The following is a 19,530-nucleotide window of genomic DNA, read 5'->3' on the forward strand; positions in this document are numbered from 1 at the left end:
CAGGGGTCACAGCGGGCCGACGTACGCCCGCCATTCATGTACATCCGGCACCAGCCGAATTAGTGGAAGGATCGCCCATCATGGCGAAGCTCAGCCAGGAAGACCTGCTCGCGCAGTTCGAGGAGATGACCCTCATCGAGCTCTCCGAGTTCGTGAAGGCCTTCGAGGAGAAGTTCGACGTCACCGCCGCCGCCCCGGTCGCGGTCGCCGGTGTCGCGGGCCCGGGTGCCCCGGCCGCCGAGGCCGTCGAGGAGAAGGACGAGTTCGACGTCATCCTCGCGGGTGCCGGCGACAAGAAGATCCAGGTCATCAAGGTCGTGCGCGAGCTGACCTCCCTGGGCCTGAAGGAGGCCAAGGACCTGGTCGACGGTGCGCCGAAGCCGGTCCTGGAGAAGGTCAACAAGGAGGCCGCGGACAAGGCCAAGGAGGCCCTCGAGGGCGCCGGCGCCTCCGTCGAGGTCAAGTAAGACCTTTCGGAGTCGTACCGACTCTCCGCGCGCTGACCGCGGCCCGGTAGGGCTGTAACGCGAACGCACCGAAGAGCGATCATCCAACCGGGTGGTCGCTCTTCGGCGTTCCCGGGGGGCGGCTGTGGCGGCCTTGCACGCACCACCGGGAGGGGTATGGTGATCTTCGTCGTGCCTCGAGAGGCCCCCGGAAGCAGGCTGCAAGTGACGATGGCAGCATCCGGTTGGGGCATGGGGGGCCTTGACGAACCGCACGCAGCGCGCAATTCTCAGGACGCGTCGTCACAAGGATCCGAATCCGAGGCATGGATCGACGGCGAAGAGGGCAGTATCAACGTGCGTTGAGGGCAGCAGGCCGCAGGCGGTGACGACAACGAGGGTCTCAAAAAACCCGCACTGGACATCAGTGGGCCAAGTGGCTACACTGACCCTTTGCGCTGCCTGTTAGCTGTCCCCTGCCCGTCACCAGGGGCATGCCCTCACCCGAGCATCGACGACCGGACCACGCCCGACCTGGCCTTTTGGCCACATAGGGCACCGTCTGTCCCGGCGCATGGGAGAGGGGCCGGTACGCGCGTAGTGAGTCCGAGCCCTCGGAAGGACCCCCTCTTGGCCGCCTCGCGCAACGCCTCGACCGCGAATATGAACAACGGCGCCAGCACCGCCCCGCTGCGCATCTCCTTTGCAAAGATCAAGGAGCCCCTCGAGGTTCCGAACCTTCTCGCGCTGCAAACCGAGAGCTTCGACTGGCTGCTCGGCAACGACGCGTGGAAGGCTCGCGTCGAGGCGGCTCTGGAGTCCGGTCAGGACGTCCCCACCAAGTCCGGTCTGGAGGAGATCTTCGAGGAGATCTCCCCGATCGAGGACTTCTCCGGGTCGATGTCGCTGACGTTCCGCGACCACCGCTTCGAGCCCCCGAAGAACTCGATCGACGAGTGCAAGGAGCGCGACTTCACGTACGCCGCCCCGCTCTTCGTCACGGCCGAGTTCACCAACAACGAGACCGGCGAGATCAAGTCCCAGACCGTCTTCATGGGCGACTTCCCGCTCATGACGAACAAGGGCACCTTCGTCATCAACGGCACCGAGCGTGTCGTGGTGTCGCAGCTGGTCCGTTCCCCCGGTGTCTACTTCGACTCCTCCATCGACAAGACCTCCGACAAGGACATCTTCTCCGCCAAGATCATCCCGTCCCGGGGTGCCTGGCTGGAGATGGAGATCGACAAGCGCGACATGGTCGGTGTCCGCATCGACCGCAAGCGCAAGCAGTCGGTCACCGTCCTGCTCAAGGCGCTCGGCTGGACCAACGAGCAGATCCTCGAGGAGTTCGGCGAGTACGAGTCGATGCGCGCCACCCTGGAGAAGGACCACACCCAGGGCCAGGACGACGCGCTGCTCGACATCTACCGCAAGCTGCGCCCGGGCGAGCCCCCCACGCGTGAGGCCGCGCAGACGCTGCTGGAGAACCTCTACTTCAACCCCAAGCGCTACGACCTCGCCAAGGTCGGCCGCTACAAGGTCAACAAGAAGCTGGGTGCGGACGCTCCGCTGGACGCGGGCATCCTGACCGTCGAGGACGTCATCTCGACGATCAAGTACCTGGTGAAGCTGCACGCCGGCGAGACCGAGACGGTCGGTGACAACGGCCAGTCCGTGGTCGTCGAGACCGACGACATCGACCACTTCGGCAACCGCCGCCTGCGCAGCGTCGGCGAGCTCATCCAGAACCAGGTCCGCACGGGTCTGGCCCGTATGGAGCGCGTCGTCCGCGAGCGCATGACCACGCAGGACGTCGAGGCGATCACGCCGCAGACCCTGATCAACATCCGGCCGGTCGTCGCCTCCATCAAGGAGTTCTTCGGCACCAGCCAGCTGTCCCAGTTCATGGACCAGAACAACCCGCTCTCCGGGCTGACGCACAAGCGGCGTCTGTCCGCGCTGGGCCCGGGTGGTCTCTCCCGTGAGCGGGCCGGCTTCGAGGTCCGTGACGTGCACCCCTCGCACTACGGCCGCATGTGCCCGATCGAGACGCCGGAAGGCCCGAACATCGGTCTGATCGGCTCGCTCGCCACCTACGGCCGGGTCAACGCGTTCGGTTTCGTCGAGACCCCGTACCGCAAGGTCGTCGACGGCCAGGTCACCGACCAGGTCGACTACCTGACGGCCGACGAGGAGGACCGCTTCGTCATCGCGCAGGCCAACGCCACGCTGAACGACGAACTCCGGTTCGCCGAAGCGCGTGTCCTGGTCCGCCGCCGTGGCGGTGAGGTCGACTACGTCAGCCCCGAGGACGTGGACTACATGGACGTCTCGCCGCGCCAGATGGTGTCGGTCGCGACCGCCATGATCCCCTTCCTCGAGCACGACGACGCCAACCGCGCCCTCATGGGCGCGAACATGATGCGGCAGGCCGTGCCGCTGATCAAGAGCGAGTCGCCGCTCGTCGGCACCGGCATGGAGTACCGCTCCGCGGTCGACGCCGGCGACGTGGTCAAGGCCGAGAAGGCGGGTGTGGTCCAGGAGGTCTCCGCGGACTACATCACCACCGCCAACGACGACGGCACGTACATCACGTACCGCCTGGCCAAGTTCGCCCGCTCCAACCAGGGCACCTCGGTCAACCAGAAGGTCATCGTCAACGAGGGCGACCACGTCGTCGTCGGCCAGGTCCTGGCGGACGGCCCGGCCACCCAGAACGGCGAGATGGCGCTCGGCAAGAACCTGCTCGTGGCGTTCATGCCGTGGGAGGGTCACAACTACGAGGACGCGATCATCCTGTCGCAGCGCCTCGTGCAGGACGACGTCCTCTCCTCTATCCACATCGAGGAGCACGAGGTCGACGCCCGTGACACCAAGCTCGGCCCCGAGGAGATCACCCGGGACATCCCGAACGTCTCCGAGGAGGTCCTCGCCGACCTCGACGAGCGCGGCATCATCCGCATCGGCGCCGAGGTCATCGCCGGCGACATCCTGGTCGGCAAGGTCACCCCGAAGGGTGAGACCGAGCTGACGCCGGAGGAGCGCCTGCTGCGCGCGATCTTCGGGGAGAAGGCCCGTGAGGTCCGTGACACCTCGCTGAAGGTGCCGCACGGCGAGACCGGCAAGGTCATCGGCGTGCGCGTCTTCGACCGCGAGGAGGGCGACGAGCTGCCGCCGGGCGTGAACCAGCTGGTCCGCGTCTACGTGGCGCAGAAGCGCAAGATCACCGACGGTGACAAGCTCGCCGGCCGCCACGGCAACAAGGGTGTCATCTCCAAGATCCTGCCGATCGAGGACATGCCGTTCCTGGAGGACGGCACCCCGGTCGACATCATCCTCAACCCGCTGGGTGTCCCGTCCCGAATGAACCCGGGACAGGTCCTGGAGATCCACCTCGGCTGGCTCGCCAGCCGCGGCTGGGACGTCTCCGGCCTCGCGGAGGAGTGGGCGCAGCGCCTCCAGGCGATCGGCGCCGACCAGGTCGACCCGGGCACGAACGTCGCGACCCCCGTCTTCGACGGTGCGCGCGAGGACGAGCTCGCGGGTCTGCTCCAGCACACCATCCCGAACCGGGACGGCGAGCGCATGGTGCTCCCGACCGGCAAGGCGCGGCTGTTCGACGGCCGTAGCGGTGAGCCGTTCCCGGACCCGATCTCGGTCGGCTACATGTACATCCTGAAGCTGCACCACCTGGTCGACGACAAGCTGCACGCCCGCTCGACCGGTCCGTACTCGATGATCACCCAGCAGCCGCTGGGTGGTAAGGCCCAGTTCGGTGGCCAGCGGTTCGGTGAGATGGAGGTGTGGGCACTCGAGGCATACGGTGCCGCCTACGCCCTCCAGGAGCTGCTGACCATCAAGTCCGACGACGTCACCGGCCGTGTGAAGGTCTACGAGGCGATCGTCAAGGGCGAGAACATCCCCGAGCCCGGCATCCCCGAGTCCTTCAAGGTGCTCATCAAGGAGATGCAGTCTCTCTGCCTGAACGTGGAGGTGCTGTCCAGCGACGGTATGTCCATCGAGATGCGTGACACCGACGAGGATGTCTTCCGCGCTGCGGAGGAGCTCGGCATCGACCTGTCCCGGCGCGAGCCGAGCAGCGTCGAAGAGGTCTGACGGGAGTCCGGCCGGGGCCCTGACCCACCAGGGCCCCGCCGACCCCCAGGCCCCCGTTTCAGACCAAAGACTTACGACCCTGAGAGGGATTGACGCATAGTGCTCGACGTCAACTTCTTCGACGAGCTCCGGATCGGCCTGGCCACCGCTGACGACATCCGTCAGTGGAGCCACGGCGAGGTCAAGAAGCCCGAGACCATCAACTACCGCACCCTCAAGCCCGAGAAGGACGGCCTCTTCTGCGAGAAGATCTTCGGCCCCACCCGGGACTGGGAGTGCTACTGCGGCAAGTACAAGCGCGTCCGCTTCAAGGGCATCATCTGTGAGCGCTGCGGTGTCGAGGTCACCCGCGCCAAGGTGCGCCGTGAGCGGATGGGCCACATCGAGCTGGCCGCGCCCGTCACGCACATCTGGTACTTCAAGGGCGTCCCGTCGCGCCTGGGCTACCTGCTCGACCTGGCCCCGAAGGACCTGGAGAAGGTCATCTACTTCGCGGCGTACATGATCACGTACGTCGACGAGGAGCGCCGCACCCGCGACCTGCCCTCGCTGGAGGCCCACGTCTCCGTCGAGCGCCAGCAGATCGAGCAGCGCCGCGACGCCGACCTGGAGGCCCGCGCCAAGAAGCTCGAGACCGACCTGGCCGAGCTGGAGGCCGAGGGCGCCAAGGCCGATGTGCGCCGCAAGGTGCGCGAGGGTGCCGAGCGCGAGATGAAGCAGCTGCGCGACCGTGCGCAGCGCGAGATCGACCGCCTCGACGAGGTGTGGACCCGGTTCAAGAACCTCAAGGTCCAGGACCTGGAGGGCGACGAGCTGCTCTACCGCGAGCTGCGTGACCGCTTCGGCACGTACTTCGACGGTTCGATGGGCGCCGCGGCGCTGCAGAAGCGCCTGGAGTCCTTCGACCTGGAGGAGGAGGCGGAGAAGCTCCGCGAGATCATCCGCACCGGCAAGGGCCAGAAGAAGACCCGCGCCCTGAAGCGGCTGAAGGTCGTCTCCGCGTTCCTGCAGACCTCCAACAGCCCCAAGGGCATGGTCCTGGACTGCGTCCCGGTCATCCCGCCGGACCTGCGTCCGATGGTGCAGCTGGACGGTGGCCGCTTCGCGACCTCCGACCTGAACGACCTGTACCGCCGTGTCATCAACCGCAACAACCGCCTGAAGCGGCTTCTCGACCTCGGCGCGCCCGAGATCATCGTGAACAACGAGAAGCGCATGCTCCAGGAGGCCGTCGACGCGCTCTTCGACAACGGCCGTCGTGGTCGCCCGGTCACGGGCCCCGGCAACCGTCCGCTGAAGTCGCTGTCCGACATGCTCAAGGGCAAGCAGGGCCGCTTCCGTCAGAACCTGCTCGGCAAGCGAGTCGACTACTCGGCGCGTTCCGTGATCGTCGTCGGCCCGCAGCTGAAGCTGCACCAGTGTGGTCTGCCGAAGGCGATGGCGCTGGAGCTGTTCAAGCCGTTCGTGATGAAGCGCCTGGTCGACCTGAACCACGCGCAGAACATCAAGAGCGCCAAGCGCATGGTCGAGCGCGGCCGCACGGTCGTGTACGACGTGCTGGAAGAGGTCATCGCGGAGCACCCGGTTCTGCTGAACCGTGCGCCCACGCTGCACCGCCTCGGCATCCAGGCCTTCGAGCCGCAGCTGGTCGAGGGCAAGGCCATCCAGATCCACCCGCTCGTGTGCACCGCGTTCAACGCGGACTTCGACGGTGACCAGATGGCCGTGCACCTGCCGCTGTCCGCGGAGGCGCAGGCCGAGGCCCGCATCCTGATGCTGTCCTCGAACAACATCCTCAAGCCCGCCGACGGCCGTCCGGTGACGATGCCGACCCAGGACATGGTCCTCGGTCTGTTCTTCCTCACCACCGACGGCGAGATGCGGGACGTGAAGGGCGAGGGCCGTTCGTTCGCGTCGGTCGCCGAGGCGATCATGGCGTTCGACGCCGGTGAGCTCTCCCTCCAGTCCAAGGTGGACATCCGCTTCCCGGTGGGCACCATCCCGCCGCGCGGCTGGACCCCGCCGGCGGCCGAGGAGGGCGAGCCGGAGTACCAGACCGGCGACAGCTTCCGGCTGAGGACCACGCTGGGCCGTGCGCTCTTCAACGAGCTGCTGCCCGAGGACTACCCGTTCGTCGACTACGAGGTCGGCAAGAAGCAGCTCTCCGAGATCGTCAACGACCTCGCCGAGCGCTACCCGAAGGTCATCGTGGCGGCGACGCTCGACAACCTGAAGGCGGCCGGCTTCTACTGGGCCACCCGTTCCGGCGTCACCGTCGCGATCTCCGACGTCGTCGTTCCCGAGGCGAAGAAGGAGATCGTCCGCGGCTACGAGGCGCAGGACGAGAAGGTCCAGAAGCAGTACGAGCGCGGTCTGATCACCAAGGACGAGCGCACGCAGGAGCTCATCGCGATCTGGACCAAGGCGACCAACGAGGTCGCCGAGGCGATGAACGACAACTTCCCGAAGACCAACCCGATCTTCATGATGGTGAACTCGGGTGCACGAGGCAACATGATGCAGATGCGTCAGATCGCCGGTATGCGTGGTCTGGTGTCGAACGCGAAGAACGAGACGATCCCGCGTCCGATCAAGGCGTCGTTCCGTGAGGGCCTGTCCGTGCTGGAGTACTTCATCTCCACGCACGGTGCCCGTAAGGGTCTGGCGGACACCGCTCTGCGTACGGCCGACTCGGGTTACCTCACCCGTCGTCTGGTGGACGTCTCGCAGGACGTCATCATCCGCGAGGAGGACTGCGGCACCGACCGCGGCCTCAAGCTCCACATCGCGGAGGTCGGCGCGGACGGCGTGCTGCGCAAGGCGGAGAACGTCGAGACGTCCGTGTACGCGCGCTGCCTCGCCGAGGACATCGTCGTCGACGGCCAGGTGCTGGCTCCGGCCGGCACCGACCTGGGCGACGTCCTCATCGAGGAGCTCGTCTCCCGCGGCGTCGCGGAGGTCAAGACCCGCTCGGTCCTGACCTGCGAGTCCGCCGTCGGCACCTGCGCCATGTGCTACGGCCGTTCGCTGGCCACCGGCAAGCTGGTCGACATCGGTGAGGCGGTCGGCATCATCGCCGCCCAGTCCATCGGTGAGCCCGGCACCCAGCTGACGATGCGTACCTTCCACACCGGTGGTGTGGCCGGTGACGACATCACCCAGGGTCTGCCGCGTGTCGTCGAGCTCTTCGAGGCCCGTACCCCGAAGGGTGTCGCCCCGATCTCCGAGGCGGCCGGCCGCGTCCGCATCGAGGAGACCGAGAAGACCAAGAAGATCGTCATCACCCCGGACGACGGCAGCGACGAGACGGCCTACCCGATCTCGAAGCGTGCCCGTCTGCTGGTCGGCGAGGGCGACCACGTCGAGGTGGGCCAGAAGCTCACCGTGGGTGCCACCAACCCGCACGACGTGCTGCGCATCCTGGGTCAGCGTGCCGTCCAGGTCCACCTGGTCGGCGAGGTCCAGAAGGTGTACAACTCGCAGGGTGTGTCGATCCACGACAAGCACATCGAGATCATCATCCGGCAGATGCTCCGCCGTGTGACGATCATCGAGTCCGGCGACGCCGAGCTGCTGCCCGGCGAGCTGGTCGAGCGCTCGAAGTTCGAGACCGAGAACCGTCGTGTGGTCCAGGAGGGCGGTCACCCGGCCTCCGGTCGTCCGCAGCTGATGGGTATCACCAAGGCCTCGCTGGCGACGGAGTCCTGGCTGTCGGCCGCCTCCTTCCAGGAGACGACCCGAGTCCTGACGGACGCGGCGATCAACGCCAAGTCCGACAGCCTCATCGGCCTCAAGGAGAACGTCATCATCGGTAAGCTCATCCCGGCCGGTACGGGTCTGTCCCGCTACCGCAACATCCGGGTCGAGCCGACCGAGGAGGCCAAGGCCGCGATGTACTCGGCCGTCGGCTACGACGACATCGACTACTCGCCGTTCGGCACCGGCTCCGGCCAGGCCGTTCCGCTGGAGGACTACGACTACGGTCCGTACAACCAGTAAGCGAGCAGCATGACCGAAGGGCGGTCACCCCGATGGGGTGGCCGCCCTTCGGCCTTTCAGCGCGCGGTCAGTTCCCAGGCCGTGACGATCACCGTCGCCACGGCGGCCAGGGCGCCGACGCTGGCCAGCGGCCAGCGGGAGCGCTCCAGGGCGTCCAGCCGCTGTTCGTGGTCGGCGAGCTGCTTGTCGGTCTGGTCGCTGCGCTGGACGAGCAGCGCGAGCGAGCCGTCGACGCGGGCGAAGCCGGCCTCGACGGTCCCGCGCAGCCGTTCCAGCTCGACGGCGACGGCGGTCGGGTCGGAGAGGGAGGGGGGTTCGTTCACGCCTTCCCCCGCTCCGCCCGCGGCTCGGCCGGGGACAGCGGGCAGGCGTCCGCGTCGGGGTCGGCGTCCGTGCGCAGCCAGGCCGGAAGCAGGGCCTGGACGCCCGGTACGGCCATCACCCGGGTCACGCCCGCGGCGACGGCCAGGGCACCGGCGGCCCAGGGGAGCGTCTCGGGGATGCCGGCGGCGCGGACGGCCGTCGGCAGCAGTACGCACAGGCCGAGGGCGGTTTGCAGGACGGTACGGAGGGTGCGCTTGGCGGCCTCTGACATGGGGGCCTCGATTCTCGGGTTGTTCGGGGTCGTTCAGGGCCGCTCGGCGTCGCTCGGTCGCCGGGGCCGTTGCGGGCTCTCGTTCCTCAGGAGCTGTGCGGGACCTTCAGCGCCGCCCAGGACGTCGGACCCGGCCAGCCGTCGGCGTCGGCGCCGCGGTAGCCGAGCTTGCGCTGCCAGGCGGCGTAGGAGGTGCGGTCGGCCTCGCTCCAGCGGGGGCCGGGACCCACGCGGTAGTGGCCGCAGCCCTCGGCCACCAGGCGGCGGCCCATCGCCGTGACGATCGGGGAGTCGGGCCCGCTCCTGAAGAACGACACCCCGGGAAAGGGCTGGTAGCGGGGCGGGCTCGGCGGCTGGGGGGCGTGCCCGCCGCCCGGGCCGGAGGAGAGCCGCTCCTGTACCCGGTGGCGCATGGTGGTCATGGAGAAGCCGCGCGGATCGCTCTTCCAGTCGGACCACTCCAGATGCCCGATGACGGACTTGGCGCCCCAGCCGTGGGCCCGGCACAGCGCCGCCGCGACCCGCTCGATGGCGTCGAGCTGTCCGGCGGGCCAGGGATCGTGGCCGTCGCCGAGGTTGACGCACTCGAAGCCGTAGAAGCGGGCGTTGCCGTCGACGGCGCCCGCGCTGCCCTCGTGCTGGTGCGGGACGGGCGGCCGGTCCCCGTACGTCTCGGTGATCACGGCTTGGAGAACCGCCGGGTCGCCGCCGCCGGCGTGGTTGGCGCGGCCGTTGCCGACGAGGTGGACCGTGCCGTCCTTGGCGATGACGCCGTGGCAGAGCGGGCCGGGCAGCGAGGAGTAGCCGGTGAAGCACATGTCGACGCTGGAGTCGGTGCCGGAGGTGACGGTGTGATGGATGATCACGCCGTTGACCGGGCCCCAGTTTCCCTTCTGGTTGCGGTTGTGGGTGCGCCAGCCGGGGTGTTCGACGACGGTGACGCCCTCGGCCCGCAGGGCGGAGACGAGGGCGTCGGCGGACAGGGGTGTGGCCATGTGGACTCCAGACATGAAGAAACCCCGGGCCGGTCGGCTCGGGGTGGGGGGCGAATCGGGGTGGGGGTGACGTACGACGGAAGGCTTGCTCCTTTCGCCGTGGGTCGGGTTCGGGTTCGTCCGCTGGTTCGGAATGTCGCCCGCGTGTTCGGCGGGGGCCGGCGTCCGGGCCGGTCACGCCCACGGCCGGCCCGGGCGCGGGCGGCCGGGACGGGCCCGGCGGGCTTCCGTGAGAGCGTCCGACCAGCCTGCCGCGTAAGCACGGGACTCGCGCAGGAGCAGTTCTTCGTACAGCCGGTCGAGCAACGCCTCGCGGTCGGGTGCGGGGGAGTGCAGAAGGTGGGCGAGGCGGGCGTAGGTGTCGATGGGCTGCTGCGGGAAGTTGCTCGTGCCAGTCGCCATGTCGTCCTGCTTTCCGGTCTGTCCGCTGGGCTGTGCTGGTGGTACAGGTGGCGCTCCTGTGGCGTTCGAAGCGTCTGTTCGAACTAGTGTACGAGTACTCCCGTGACGCCGTTCCGTATTCGCCGAGCTTCCATGTCGGGGCGGGTCCGGACCTGCGTCGACGGGGGTGCGGTGAAAGTTGTGCCAGACTCGTGGGTTAGGATCCCGCCGTCCTCCCGTCAGTGAAGGAAGCGTGAACACACAGGCTCTTTCAGGGAAATGAGCGCCTGTCGGACGACGGTGGAACGGCGGCGGGGCAGCCGTCCTCGCGCGGGGGCGCGGTGGGGCAGGGACGAGAGCAAGGCCTTTGGGGTGGACGGGGACGCGAGCAACGCGCGGCATCAGCATGTGACCGACTGGCTTGAACAGGCCCCCGACCTTCCGCATCTCATCGCCCGTGTCTCCGAGCTCGTCCTCAGCCTCGGTCACGAGGCGGAGGACCTGGTGATCCTCCCGCGCGCCGAACTCGACCGGCGCGAGCTGGCCGCGTACAGCGCGGGCTGGGCCGATGTCGTCGACGAGCAACTGCCGGGCATACGGCGTGCGTACGAGCAGCGGATCACCGCGGCCTACCTCCAGGGGCAGGAGGACGCCCGCACGGGGCGTCGGCCACGCCGGGCGCGGCGTCCCGAGGCCGAGCGGGGCACCGGGGAGGTGATACCGCTGCCGTACGTCCAGCTCCTGCGCCCGCCCTCGGAAGTGACGCGAGTAGAGGAGCGGGGGGAACGGGAGCGGTCGGTGGCCGACGCGGCCCCGATGCCGGCGCCCGGGGGCGGCGGTGCGGCAGGTCCGGGCGTGGCCGGTCCGGGTGCCGCCAACCTGGTCCCGGCGGCTCAGGGTTCGGGATCGGTCTCGGATCCGGATGCGGGTTCGCGTGCTCGTTCTGGTTCTGGATCTGGATCTGGATTGGGTTCTGGTTCTGGGTCCGGGCCTGCCTCGCCTTCGCTTTCCGCTTCGGTTCCCGCATCGCCTCCCGGCGGTGCGCACGACGCCCTCGCCTCCGGGGGCGAGGCCAGAGCGTCACACGGTGAGCCGTCGCCCTCCGATGCCGTCGTCGCCGGCGTCCTGCTGTCCGCCCGGGAGGTGCGGGAGAAGCGGACCGTGCCGCCGGAGCGTCGGCCGGTGGTCCGGCGCAACGGCCGTCCCAGCGTGCCGCCGCTCGCCCGGCCGGGTGATCCGGGGGCCGGGCGGGACAGGGGGCGGCGGTCGGACGCGGGCGAGCGGCCCCAGGAGGAGCCCGGCGAGCCGTTGGCGGTCCAGGGCGTGGAACGGCCCCGGCTCTCGGACCGCGCCCGCGCCCTCGCCGACGAGCTGGAGGGCCGGACGGTGGGGCGGCGCAGGAACGATCAGGCGGGGCCGCCGGAACCGCGATGAGCCCGGTTGCCCGGTTGCCCGGTTGCCCGGTCGGGCGGTCCGGTGGTCGGGCGAGGACCCGGGTCGGCTGGACACAGCTCGGCCGCGGCACCAACTGTGACAGAAAAGCGTGCGCGCGCGCAACTAAACCCGCCAGGCCGGCGCATCGACGAAGCGGTGTACGGGGTGTGAGAGGCCCGGGGAACTACGGGGAGCGGCCGGTGGCGCGAACCGGCGGAGGGTCGGCAAGGCCTGCCGTGCCGGGAACGGTCGGGCCGGGGGAGTCGTTGCCTCTACAGGGGTCGCGGCGACGGCGGGCCGCCGGGCGCGGGCCGCGCGGGTGAGGCGGGTGGGAAGCGTCGGCCGGGCTTCAAGTGGTGCTGAGGCCAAAGGTGTTCATGAGTCTTGAGTGCCACCCGGGAACGCCGTGGTCGTCCTCCGGGCATGCCGAAGCGCCCGCCGACCCGGAGGTGCCCTCCGGTGGCGCGGCTGCCGGTAAGGACGAGGAGGTCAGTCGCCGGTCGCCACCACCGGCACTCGCTCGTCCTCGGGCGCGTGCGCCGCCGCCCCCGCCCCGTCCGGCAGGAACTGCTCGACGACCCTGACGAACATGTCCCGCCGGTCGGCGGGCACGCCCAGCAGGTCCGCGACCTCCTCCAGCGTGGGCCGGCGGCCGAACTCGGCGCTGGGTGCGGGGGAGGCCAGGTAGTCGTGGGGGTCGGCCAGCTCCTCGGCGGTCAGCCGGCCGGAGCGGATGAGCATCTCCCGCACCGGGACGCCCAGCACGCGGGCGAGCCGGCGCGTCGTCTCGAGGTCCGGCATGCTCTGCCGCTGCAACAGGCGGGTGACGGCGGCGCGGTGCACCCCCGCCTCGTCCGCGATCCGGGACTTGCCGCCCCCACGCGGGCTGTCGATGTCGTAGCCGCGCTCGCGCATCAGGTCTTCGACCCACGCGGCGAACGCGTCCAGTCCCTGGCTGGTCATCTGTGCTCGCTTCCTTCGGAGGGCCCCGAGTTTAGCTTGCTTGCGCGCGCGGTATTACGTGCTCTCGTGCAAGCACGGTGAAGGAAATTCGTTGCGAGCGCGCACGCAATCTGTAAGTCTGGTGCGCGCTCGCTCCTCACCCGCCCCATCAGGGAGGCCCCATGCCCGTCGCCGGTTCATGTCCGTCCCCATTCCTGAGGGAGGCCGGGGCCGCCCGCCCCCTGGGCCCCCTCGAACCCGTGGGCTGGCAGTCCGCCGCGGCCTGCGCCGGGCTCCCGCCCCGGATCGTGTTCTCCAAGAAGGTCAAGGAAGCCGCCCCCGCGCTGCGGGCCTGTGCCGGCTGTACCGTCCGCCGCCACTGCGAGGAGGCCGTCGCCCCGGCGGACAACTGGTTCGACGGCGTCTGCGGCGGCCGCCTGTGGCGTTCCGGCCGCCCGGTCCCGCTCCCCGCACACCTCCTCCCGCCCGCCGCCGGCCCGCACCTCCCGGCGGCCCGCCCGCACCTCCCGGCGGCCGAGTCACGCCGTACCGCTGCCGAACCGCGTCGTACCGCCACGGAGCCGCGTCGCACCGCCGCCGACTCACGCCGTACCACCGCCGGCGAGCCCGGGACCGCCCTCGGCCCGCGCCGCGGCGCCGCTCCCCGGGGAGGCCGCGTTGTCTGACGAGTGCCCCACACACCAGTACGGCTCGCTGCCCGGCGAGCGTCCGGCGGCGGACGCCGCCCTCTGGATCGGCATGCTCCTTCAGCAGTTCCCGGAGCTGTCCGCCGAACTCGCCCCGGGCCGCTCCGCGCCGTCCCACCGCCCGGCCGGACCTTCGCCCGCCGACCTCGCCGTACGGCTCCGGCAGGAGCGCGAGGAGGCCCTTCTCCTTCGGCAGCGGCACGGACTCGTCGCACCGGGCCACAGCGCGGCCCCGCTGCGCCTGCACATCTCCGACACCATCCGCGACATCACGGACGGCGTCGTGGAACTGGAGGAGGCCGTCCGCGACCGGCTGGGCCGGCCCCGGGTCCGCCGTGCCCCCGTGCCCGAGCGGCTGCGCCGGATCGCGGAGCTGCTCGACGACGTCGCCGCCGACCCCGTCCTCGCCGCGCACGTGCGCGACGAGGCCCGGCGGATGGCCCGTCGCTGCGCCCGCGCGCTCGGCGACACCGAGACCGTCGTACGGGTGTCCGGCCGCTGCCCGTGGTGCGACTCCGTCTCCTTGCGGGCCTTCCCCGACCGCGGCGCCGTCCTGTGCGTCAACCCCGCCTGCCGCTGCTCCGACCCGGACTGCGGCTGCCACGACGACCCCGCCTACCGGCACACCTGGAACGAAGGGGAGTGGGAGCGGCCCGCTGCCGCCGACCGTGCGCCGGGCCGTACCCCCGACCGTACCCCCGGCCGTGCGCCGAACAGCGGTACCTCCGGCCGCGGGCCGAAGGGAGACGCCCGATGACGGCCGACCGGCCGACCCTGATCCCGGGGCCGCTGGCTGCCCAGGAGGCCGGCGTCGCTCCCGCCACCATCCGCAAATGGGTCCAGCTCGGGCACCTCAAGGCGGCCGGAAGGGCGGGCCGCGCCCAGCTCTTCCGCCTGGAGGACGTCTTCGCCGCGGAACGCGCGGCCCGCGGCACCCGCCGCCCCCGCTGACCGGCACACGGCACACGGCGCACGGCACACGGCGCACGGCACACGGCGCACATCCCCGTCCCCGCCGGCCGGCGTACGCCGCACGCCCCGTCGCCGCACCCCCTCGGTCACACACCCGGTCCTCCCCGCCGCCGCGCCCCCGCCGACACCCGTACGGCGGGGGCGCGCCCGCGCCGCGCGGCCCCGCACGACGGGCGAAGCCGACTCCTGGCCCCCGTACGGCGTGCTCCTGGTTCGCATCGCGCCGACACTTGTGATAGTGAGGTGAGGATGGGAGGAACCGCAGGCAGGGCGGCGAAGCCGACGCGCGGAGAGTCCCGGCGCGCCGGCGGTGCCGCCTGTGTTCCGGCCGGAGGGCGCTTCTGTTTTGACCGGAGTGAGTGTGCTGGGTACGCTCAGACCTTGTGCCTGGGGTGTGCCCTGGCTCCCGTGCGTGCCTACAACCGCCAGGGAGCCGTCACCGGCCACCGCAATCTGCGCTTCTTTCTGCCTTGCGGCGGGAGTCCGCGGGATTCGACACACCCGACCGCGTGGGTCGGCGAAGTTCCAGGTTAGCTGTACCCATCGGCACACAGAAACCGGAGAAGTAGTGCCTACGATCCAGCAGCTGGTCCGCAAGGGCCGGCAGGACAAGGTCGAGAAGAACAAGACGCCCGCACTCGAGGGTTCGCCCCAGCGCCGTGGCGTCTGCACGCGTGTGTTCACGACCACCCCGAAGAAGCCGAACTCGGCCCTCCGCAAGGTCGCGCGTGTGCGTCTGACCAGCGGCATCGAGGTCACCGCTTACATTCCGGGTGAGGGACACAACCTGCAGGAGCACTCCATCGTGCTCGTGCGCGGCGGCCGTGTGAAGGACCTGCCGGGTGTTCGCTACAAGATCATCCGCGGTTCGCTCGACACCCAGGGTGTCAAGAACCGCAAGCAGGCCCGCAGCCGTTACGGCGCCAAGAAGGAGAAGTAAGAATGCCTCGTAAGGGCCCCGCCCCGAAGCGCCCGGTCATCATCGACCCGGTCTACGGCTCCCCCCTGGTGACCTCCCTGATCAACAAGGTGCTGCTGAACGGCAAGCGCTCCACCGCCGAGCGCATCGTCTACGGCGCCATGGAGGGCCTGCGCGAGAAGACCGGCAACGACCCGGTCATCACGCTCAAGCGCGCTCTGGAGAACATCAAGCCGACCCTCGAGGTCAAGTCCCGCCGTGTCGGTGGCGCCACCTACCAGGTGCCGGTCGAGGTCAAGCCCGGCCGCGCCAACACCCTGGCGCTGCGCTGGCTGGTCGGTTACTCCCGCGCCCGTCGCGAGAAGACCATGACCGAGCGTCTGCTCAACGAGCTCCTCGACGCCTCCAACGGCCTCGGTGCCGCTGTGAAGAAGCGCGAGGACACGCACAAGATGGCCGAGTCCAACAAGGCCTTCGCGCACTACCGCTGGTAGTCGCAGTCCACATCGAGACCGAGAGAAGACTGAAGCCTTATGGCTACCACTTCGCTTGACCTGGCCAAGGTGCGCAACATCGGCATCATGGCCCACATCGACGCGGGCAAGACGACCACCACCGAGCGGATCCTGTTCTACACCGGCGTTTCGTACAAGATCGGTGAGGTCCACGACGGCGCTGCCACCATGGACTGGATGGAGCAGGAGCAGGAGCGTGGCATCACGATCACCTCTGCTGCCACCACCTGCCACTGGCCGCTGGAAGACGTCGACCACACCATCAACATCATCGACACGCCGGGCCACGTCGACTTCACCGTCGAGGTGGAGCGCTCCCTGCGTGTGCTCGACGGTGCCGTGACGGTGTTCGACGGCGTCGCCGGCGTCGAGCCCCAGTCCGAGACGGTGTGGCGTCAGGCGGACCGCTACGGCGTTCCGCGTATCTGCTTCGTCAACAAGCTCGACCGCACCGGTGCCGAGTTCCACCGCTGTGTCGACATGATCACCGACCGTCTGGGTGCCCAGCCGCTCGTCATGCAGCTGCCGATCGGCGCCGAGGCGGACTTCAAGGGCGTCGTCGACCTGGTGAAGATGAAGGCCCTGGTGTGGTCCGCCGAGGCCACCAAGGGCGAGATGTACGACACCGTCGACATCCCGGCCACGCACACCGAGGCCGCCGAGGAGTGGCGCGGCAAGCTGCTCGAGGCCGTCGCGGAGAACGACGAAGAGCTGATGGAGCTGTACCTGGAGGGCGAGGAGCCCACCGAGGAGCAGCTGTACGCGGCGATCCGTCGTATCACCATCGCCTCCGGCAAGGGCACCGGCACCACGGTGACCCCGGTGTTCTGCGGCACCGCGTTCAAGAACAAGGGCGTCCAGCCCCTGCTCGACGCGGTCGTGCGCTACCTGCCGTCCCCGGTCGACATCGAGGCCATCGAGGGCCACGACGTCAAGGACCCGGAGACGGTCGTCCGGCGCAAGCCGTCCGACGACGAGCCGCTGTCGGCGCTGGCGTTCAAGATCATGAGCGACCCGCACCTCGGCAAGCTCACCTTCGTCCGCGTGTACTCCGGCCGCCTGGAGTCCGGCTCTTCGGTGCTGAACTCCGTCAAGGGCAAGAAGGAGCGCATCGGCAAGATCTACCGCATGCACGCCAACAAGCGTGAGGAGATCGAGTCGGTGGGCGCCGGCGACATCGTCGCCGTCATGGGCCTGAAGCAGACCACCACCGGTGAGACGCTGTCCGACGACAAGCAGCCGGTGATCCTGGAGTCCATGGACTTCCCGGCGCCGGTCATCCAGGTCGCCATCGAGCCCAAGTCGAAGGGCGACCAGGAGAAGCTGGGCGTCGCGATCCAGCGCCTGGCCGAGGAGGACCCGTCCTTCCAGGTCCACTCGGACGAGGAGACCGGCCAGACCATCATCGGCGGCATGGGCGAGCTGCACCTCGAGGTGCTGGTCGACCGTATGCGCCGTGAGTTCAAGGTCGAGGCCAACGTCGGCAAGCCGCAGGTCGCCTACCGCGAGACGATCCGCAAGTCCGTCGAGAAGGTCGAGTACACCCACAAGAAGCAGACGGGTGGTACCGGCCAGTTCGCCCGCGTCATCATCGCGATCGAGCCGATCGAGGGCGGCGACGCCTCGTACGAGTTCATCAACAAGGTGACCGGTGGCCGTGTGCCGAAGGAGTACATCCCTTCGGTCGACGCCGGTGCGCAGGAGGCCATGCAGTTCGGCATCCTCGCCGGTTACGAGATGACCGGTGTCCGCGTGACGCTGCTCGACGGTGCCTACCACGAGGTCGACTCCTCCGAGCTCGCGTTCAAGATCGCCGGTTCGCAGGCCTTCAAGGAGGCCGCGCGCAAGGCCAGCCCCGTGCTGCTCGAGCCGATGATGGCCGTCGAGGTCACCACGCCCGAGGACTACATGGGTGAGGTCATCGGCGACATCAACTCCCGCCGTGGCCAGATCCAGGCCATGGAGGAGCGGGCGGGTGCCCGCGTCGTGAAGGGTCTCGTGCCCCTCTCGGAGATGTTCGGCTACGTCGGAGACCTCCGCAGCAAGACGTCGGGTCGCGCAAGCTACTCGATGCAGTTCGACTCCTACGCCGAGGTTCCGCGGAACGTCGCCGAGGAGATCATCGCGAAGGCCAAGGGCGAGTAACTCTCCCGAGTTCCAGCCTTTAGGCTTGACTCCGGAGCCTCGTGGGGCATTCCGCCCCTTCCGCAGCGAAGCGGGAGGAATGCCCCGGGGATCCGGGCCATCCAGCAAAGATCACCTGGCGCCGATGAAGTAAGGCGTACAGAACCACTCCACAGGAGGACCCCAGTGGCGAAGGCGAAGTTCGAGCGGACTAAGCCGCACGTCAACATCGGCACCATCGGTCACATCGACCACGGTAAGACGACCCTCACGGCCGCCATTACCAAGGTGCTGCACGACGCGTACCCGGAGCTGAACGAGGCCACCCCGTTCGACAACATCGACAAGGCTCCCGAGGAGCGCCAGCGCGGTATCACCATCTCCATCGCGCACGTCGAGTACCAGACCGAGGCGCGTCACTACGCCCACGTCGACTGCCCGGGTCACGCGGACTACATCAAGAACATGATCACCGGTGCCGCGCAGATGGACGGCGCGATCCTGGTGGTCGCCGCCACCGACGGCCCGATGCCGCAGACCAAGGAGCACGTGCTCCTGGCCCGCCAGGTCGGCGTTCCGTACATCGTGGTCGCCCTCAACAAGTCCGACATGGTGGACGACGAGGAGATCATGGAGCTCGTCGAGCTCGAGGTCCGTGAGCTCCTCTCCGAGTACGAGTTCCCGGGCGACGACCTGCCGGTCGTCCGTGTCTCCGCTCTGAAGGCGCTCGAGGGCGACGAGAAGTGGACCCAGTCCGTTCTCGACCTCATGAACGCCGTCGACACCGCGATCCCGGAGCCGGAGCGCGACGTCGACAAGCCGTTCCTGATGCCGATCGAGGACGTCTTCACGATCACCGGTCGCGGTACGGTCGTCACCGGCCGTATCGAGCGTGGTGTCCTCAAGGTCAACGAGACCGTCGACATCATCGGCATCAAGACCGAGAAGACCTCCACCACGGTCACCGGCATCGAGATGTTCCGCAAGCTGCTCGACGAGGGCCAGGCCGGTGAGAACGTCGGTCTGCTGCTCCGCGGCATCAAGCGCGAGGACGTCGAGCGCGGCCAGGTCATCATCAAGCCGGGCTCGGTCACCCCGCACACCGAGTTCGAGGCGCAGGCCTACATCCTCTCCAAGGACGAGGGTGGCCGCCACACGCCGTTCTTCAACAACTACCGCCCGCAGTTCTACTTCCGCACGACGGACGTGACCGGCGTGGTGACCCTCCCCGAGGGCACCGAGATGGTCATGCCGGGTGACAACACCGAGATGAAGGTGGAGCTCATCCAGCCCGTCGCCATGGAGGAGGGCCTGAAGTTCGCCATCCGTGAGGGTGGCCGGACCGTCGGCGCCGGCCAGGTCACCAAGATCGTCAAGTAACTCCT

16 protein-coding genes are annotated in these 19,530 nt (G+C 69.0%); 11 read left to right on the forward strand and 5 right to left on the reverse strand.

Annotation, left to right across the window (positions count from 1 at the left end):
- The first annotated feature begins 80 nt into the window (after window positions 1-80).
- The 3 genes from rplL (at window position 81) to ABZ484_RS05415 (ending at window position 8,561) form a co-directional block, all read left to right on the forward strand.
- Complete coding sequence (gene rplL, locus ABZ484_RS05405; protein ID WP_358864564.1) at window positions 81-467, forward strand: 50S ribosomal protein L7/L12; 387 nt, start codon at window positions 81-83, stop codon at window positions 465-467.
- Between the two features lie 609 nt (window positions 468-1,076).
- On the forward strand, window positions 1,077-4,562 hold the full coding sequence (rpoB, locus tag ABZ484_RS05410) for a DNA-directed RNA polymerase subunit beta (protein WP_358864565.1): 3,486 nt from the start codon (window positions 1,077-1,079) through the stop codon (window positions 4,560-4,562).
- 99 nt (window positions 4,563-4,661) lie between these two features.
- The gene (locus tag ABZ484_RS05415; RefSeq protein WP_358864566.1) at window positions 4,662-8,561 is read left to right on the forward strand and encodes a DNA-directed RNA polymerase subunit beta'; all 3,900 of its coding nucleotides are present in this window, start codon (window positions 4,662-4,664) and stop codon (window positions 8,559-8,561) included.
- A gap of 56 nt (window positions 8,562-8,617) precedes the next feature.
- Here the strand turns inward: ABZ484_RS05415 and ABZ484_RS05420 are convergent, their stop codons facing one another.
- The 4 genes from ABZ484_RS05420 to ABZ484_RS05435 all read right to left on the reverse strand — a co-directional run bounded on the left by ABZ484_RS05420 (window position 8,618) and on the right by ABZ484_RS05435 (window position 10,553).
- Window positions 8,618-8,884, reverse strand: coding sequence for a hypothetical protein (locus ABZ484_RS05420; protein WP_358864567.1), 267 nt, complete (start codon window positions 8,882-8,884; stop codon window positions 8,618-8,620).
- Window positions 8,881-9,156, reverse strand: coding sequence for a hypothetical protein (locus tag ABZ484_RS05425; RefSeq protein ID WP_358864568.1), 276 nt, complete (start codon window positions 9,154-9,156; stop codon window positions 8,881-8,883). Before ABZ484_RS05425 ends, ABZ484_RS05420 begins: the two co-directional genes overlap by 4 nt.
- A gap of 86 nt (window positions 9,157-9,242) precedes the next feature.
- Window positions 9,243-10,151, reverse strand: coding sequence for a peptidoglycan-binding protein (locus ABZ484_RS05430; protein ID WP_358864569.1), 909 nt, complete (start codon window positions 10,149-10,151; stop codon window positions 9,243-9,245).
- Window positions 10,152-10,325: 174 nt separating this feature from the next.
- Complete coding sequence (locus ABZ484_RS05435) at window positions 10,326-10,553, reverse strand: hypothetical protein (RefSeq protein ID WP_358864570.1); 228 nt, start codon at window positions 10,551-10,553, stop codon at window positions 10,326-10,328.
- Between the two features lie 387 nt (window positions 10,554-10,940).
- Between ABZ484_RS05435 and ABZ484_RS05440 the strand changes: the two genes are divergently transcribed.
- A complete protein-coding gene (locus ABZ484_RS05440) occupies window positions 10,941-11,966 on the forward strand; it encodes a hypothetical protein (RefSeq protein ID WP_358864571.1) in 1,026 nt (341 codons plus the stop codon).
- Window positions 11,967-12,455: 489 nt separating this feature from the next.
- On the opposite strand, the gene ABZ484_RS05445 is transcribed toward ABZ484_RS05440, so the two are convergent.
- Window positions 12,456-12,929 (reverse strand): helix-turn-helix transcriptional regulator, encoded by a 474-nt coding sequence (locus tag ABZ484_RS05445; protein ID WP_358864572.1) that lies wholly within the window; start codon window positions 12,927-12,929, stop codon window positions 12,456-12,458.
- Window positions 12,930-13,168: 239 nt separating this feature from the next.
- On the opposite strand from ABZ484_RS05445, the gene ABZ484_RS05450 reads away from it, so the two are divergent.
- From ABZ484_RS05450 to tuf, 7 genes are all read left to right on the forward strand, one after another.
- Window positions 13,169-13,594, forward strand: a complete 426-nt coding sequence (locus ABZ484_RS05450) for a WhiB family transcriptional regulator (RefSeq protein WP_358864573.1) — start codon at window positions 13,169-13,171, stop codon at window positions 13,592-13,594.
- A 73-nt stretch (window positions 13,595-13,667) separates the two neighbouring features.
- A complete protein-coding gene (locus ABZ484_RS05455; protein WP_358864632.1) occupies window positions 13,668-14,372 on the forward strand; it encodes a hypothetical protein in 705 nt (234 codons plus the stop codon).
- Window positions 14,369-14,566, forward strand: a complete 198-nt coding sequence (locus tag ABZ484_RS05460; protein ID WP_358864574.1) for a hypothetical protein — start codon at window positions 14,369-14,371, stop codon at window positions 14,564-14,566. Before ABZ484_RS05455 ends, ABZ484_RS05460 begins: the two co-directional genes overlap by 4 nt.
- Window positions 14,567-15,155: 589 nt before the next feature.
- Entirely contained in the window at window positions 15,156-15,527 is a 372-nt protein-coding gene (gene rpsL, locus ABZ484_RS05465; RefSeq protein WP_003948652.1) for a 30S ribosomal protein S12, read from the forward strand.
- Between the two features lie 2 nt (window positions 15,528-15,529).
- Window positions 15,530-16,000, forward strand: coding sequence for a 30S ribosomal protein S7 (gene rpsG, locus ABZ484_RS05470; protein WP_003998848.1), 471 nt, complete (start codon window positions 15,530-15,532; stop codon window positions 15,998-16,000).
- 39 nt (window positions 16,001-16,039) lie between these two features.
- Complete coding sequence (fusA, locus tag ABZ484_RS05475) at window positions 16,040-18,166, forward strand: elongation factor G (protein WP_358864575.1); 2,127 nt, start codon at window positions 16,040-16,042, stop codon at window positions 18,164-18,166.
- A gap of 165 nt (window positions 18,167-18,331) precedes the next feature.
- On the forward strand, window positions 18,332-19,525 hold the full coding sequence (tuf, locus tag ABZ484_RS05480) for an elongation factor Tu (RefSeq protein ID WP_086726249.1): 1,194 nt from the start codon (window positions 18,332-18,334) through the stop codon (window positions 19,523-19,525).
- Window positions 19,526-19,530 lie beyond the last annotated feature (5 nt).

The organism is Streptomyces sp. NPDC006393 (genome assembly GCF_040628575.1).
GTDB lineage: Bacteria > Actinomycetota > Actinomycetes > Streptomycetales > Streptomycetaceae > Streptomyces.

Bases quoted from the DNA above. Each gene is read 5' to 3' on its own strand.
- ABZ484_RS05435 (WP_358864570.1), bottom strand. From the start codon at position 10,553: ATGGCGACTGGCACGAGCAACTTCCCGCAGCAGCCCATCGACACCTAC.
- ABZ484_RS05430 (WP_358864569.1), bottom strand. From the start codon at position 10,151: ATGGCCACACCCCTGTCCGCCGACGCCCTCGTCTCCGCCCTGCGGGCC.
- ABZ484_RS05425 (WP_358864568.1), bottom strand. From the start codon at position 9,156: ATGTCAGAGGCCGCCAAGCGCACCCTCCGTACCGTCCTGCAAACCGCC.
- fusA (WP_358864575.1), top strand. From the start codon at position 16,040: ATGGCTACCACTTCGCTTGACCTGGCCAAGGTGCGCAACATCGGCATC.
- ABZ484_RS05455 (WP_358864632.1), top strand. From the start codon at position 13,668: ATGCTCCTTCAGCAGTTCCCGGAGCTGTCCGCCGAACTCGCCCCGGGC.
- rpsG (WP_003998848.1), top strand. From the start codon at position 15,530: ATGCCTCGTAAGGGCCCCGCCCCGAAGCGCCCGGTCATCATCGACCCG.
- ABZ484_RS05445 (WP_358864572.1), bottom strand. From the start codon at position 12,929: ATGACCAGCCAGGGACTGGACGCGTTCGCCGCGTGGGTCGAAGACCTG.
- ABZ484_RS05460 (WP_358864574.1), top strand. From the start codon at position 14,369: ATGACGGCCGACCGGCCGACCCTGATCCCGGGGCCGCTGGCTGCCCAG.
- rplL (WP_358864564.1), top strand. From the start codon at position 81: ATGGCGAAGCTCAGCCAGGAAGACCTGCTCGCGCAGTTCGAGGAGATG.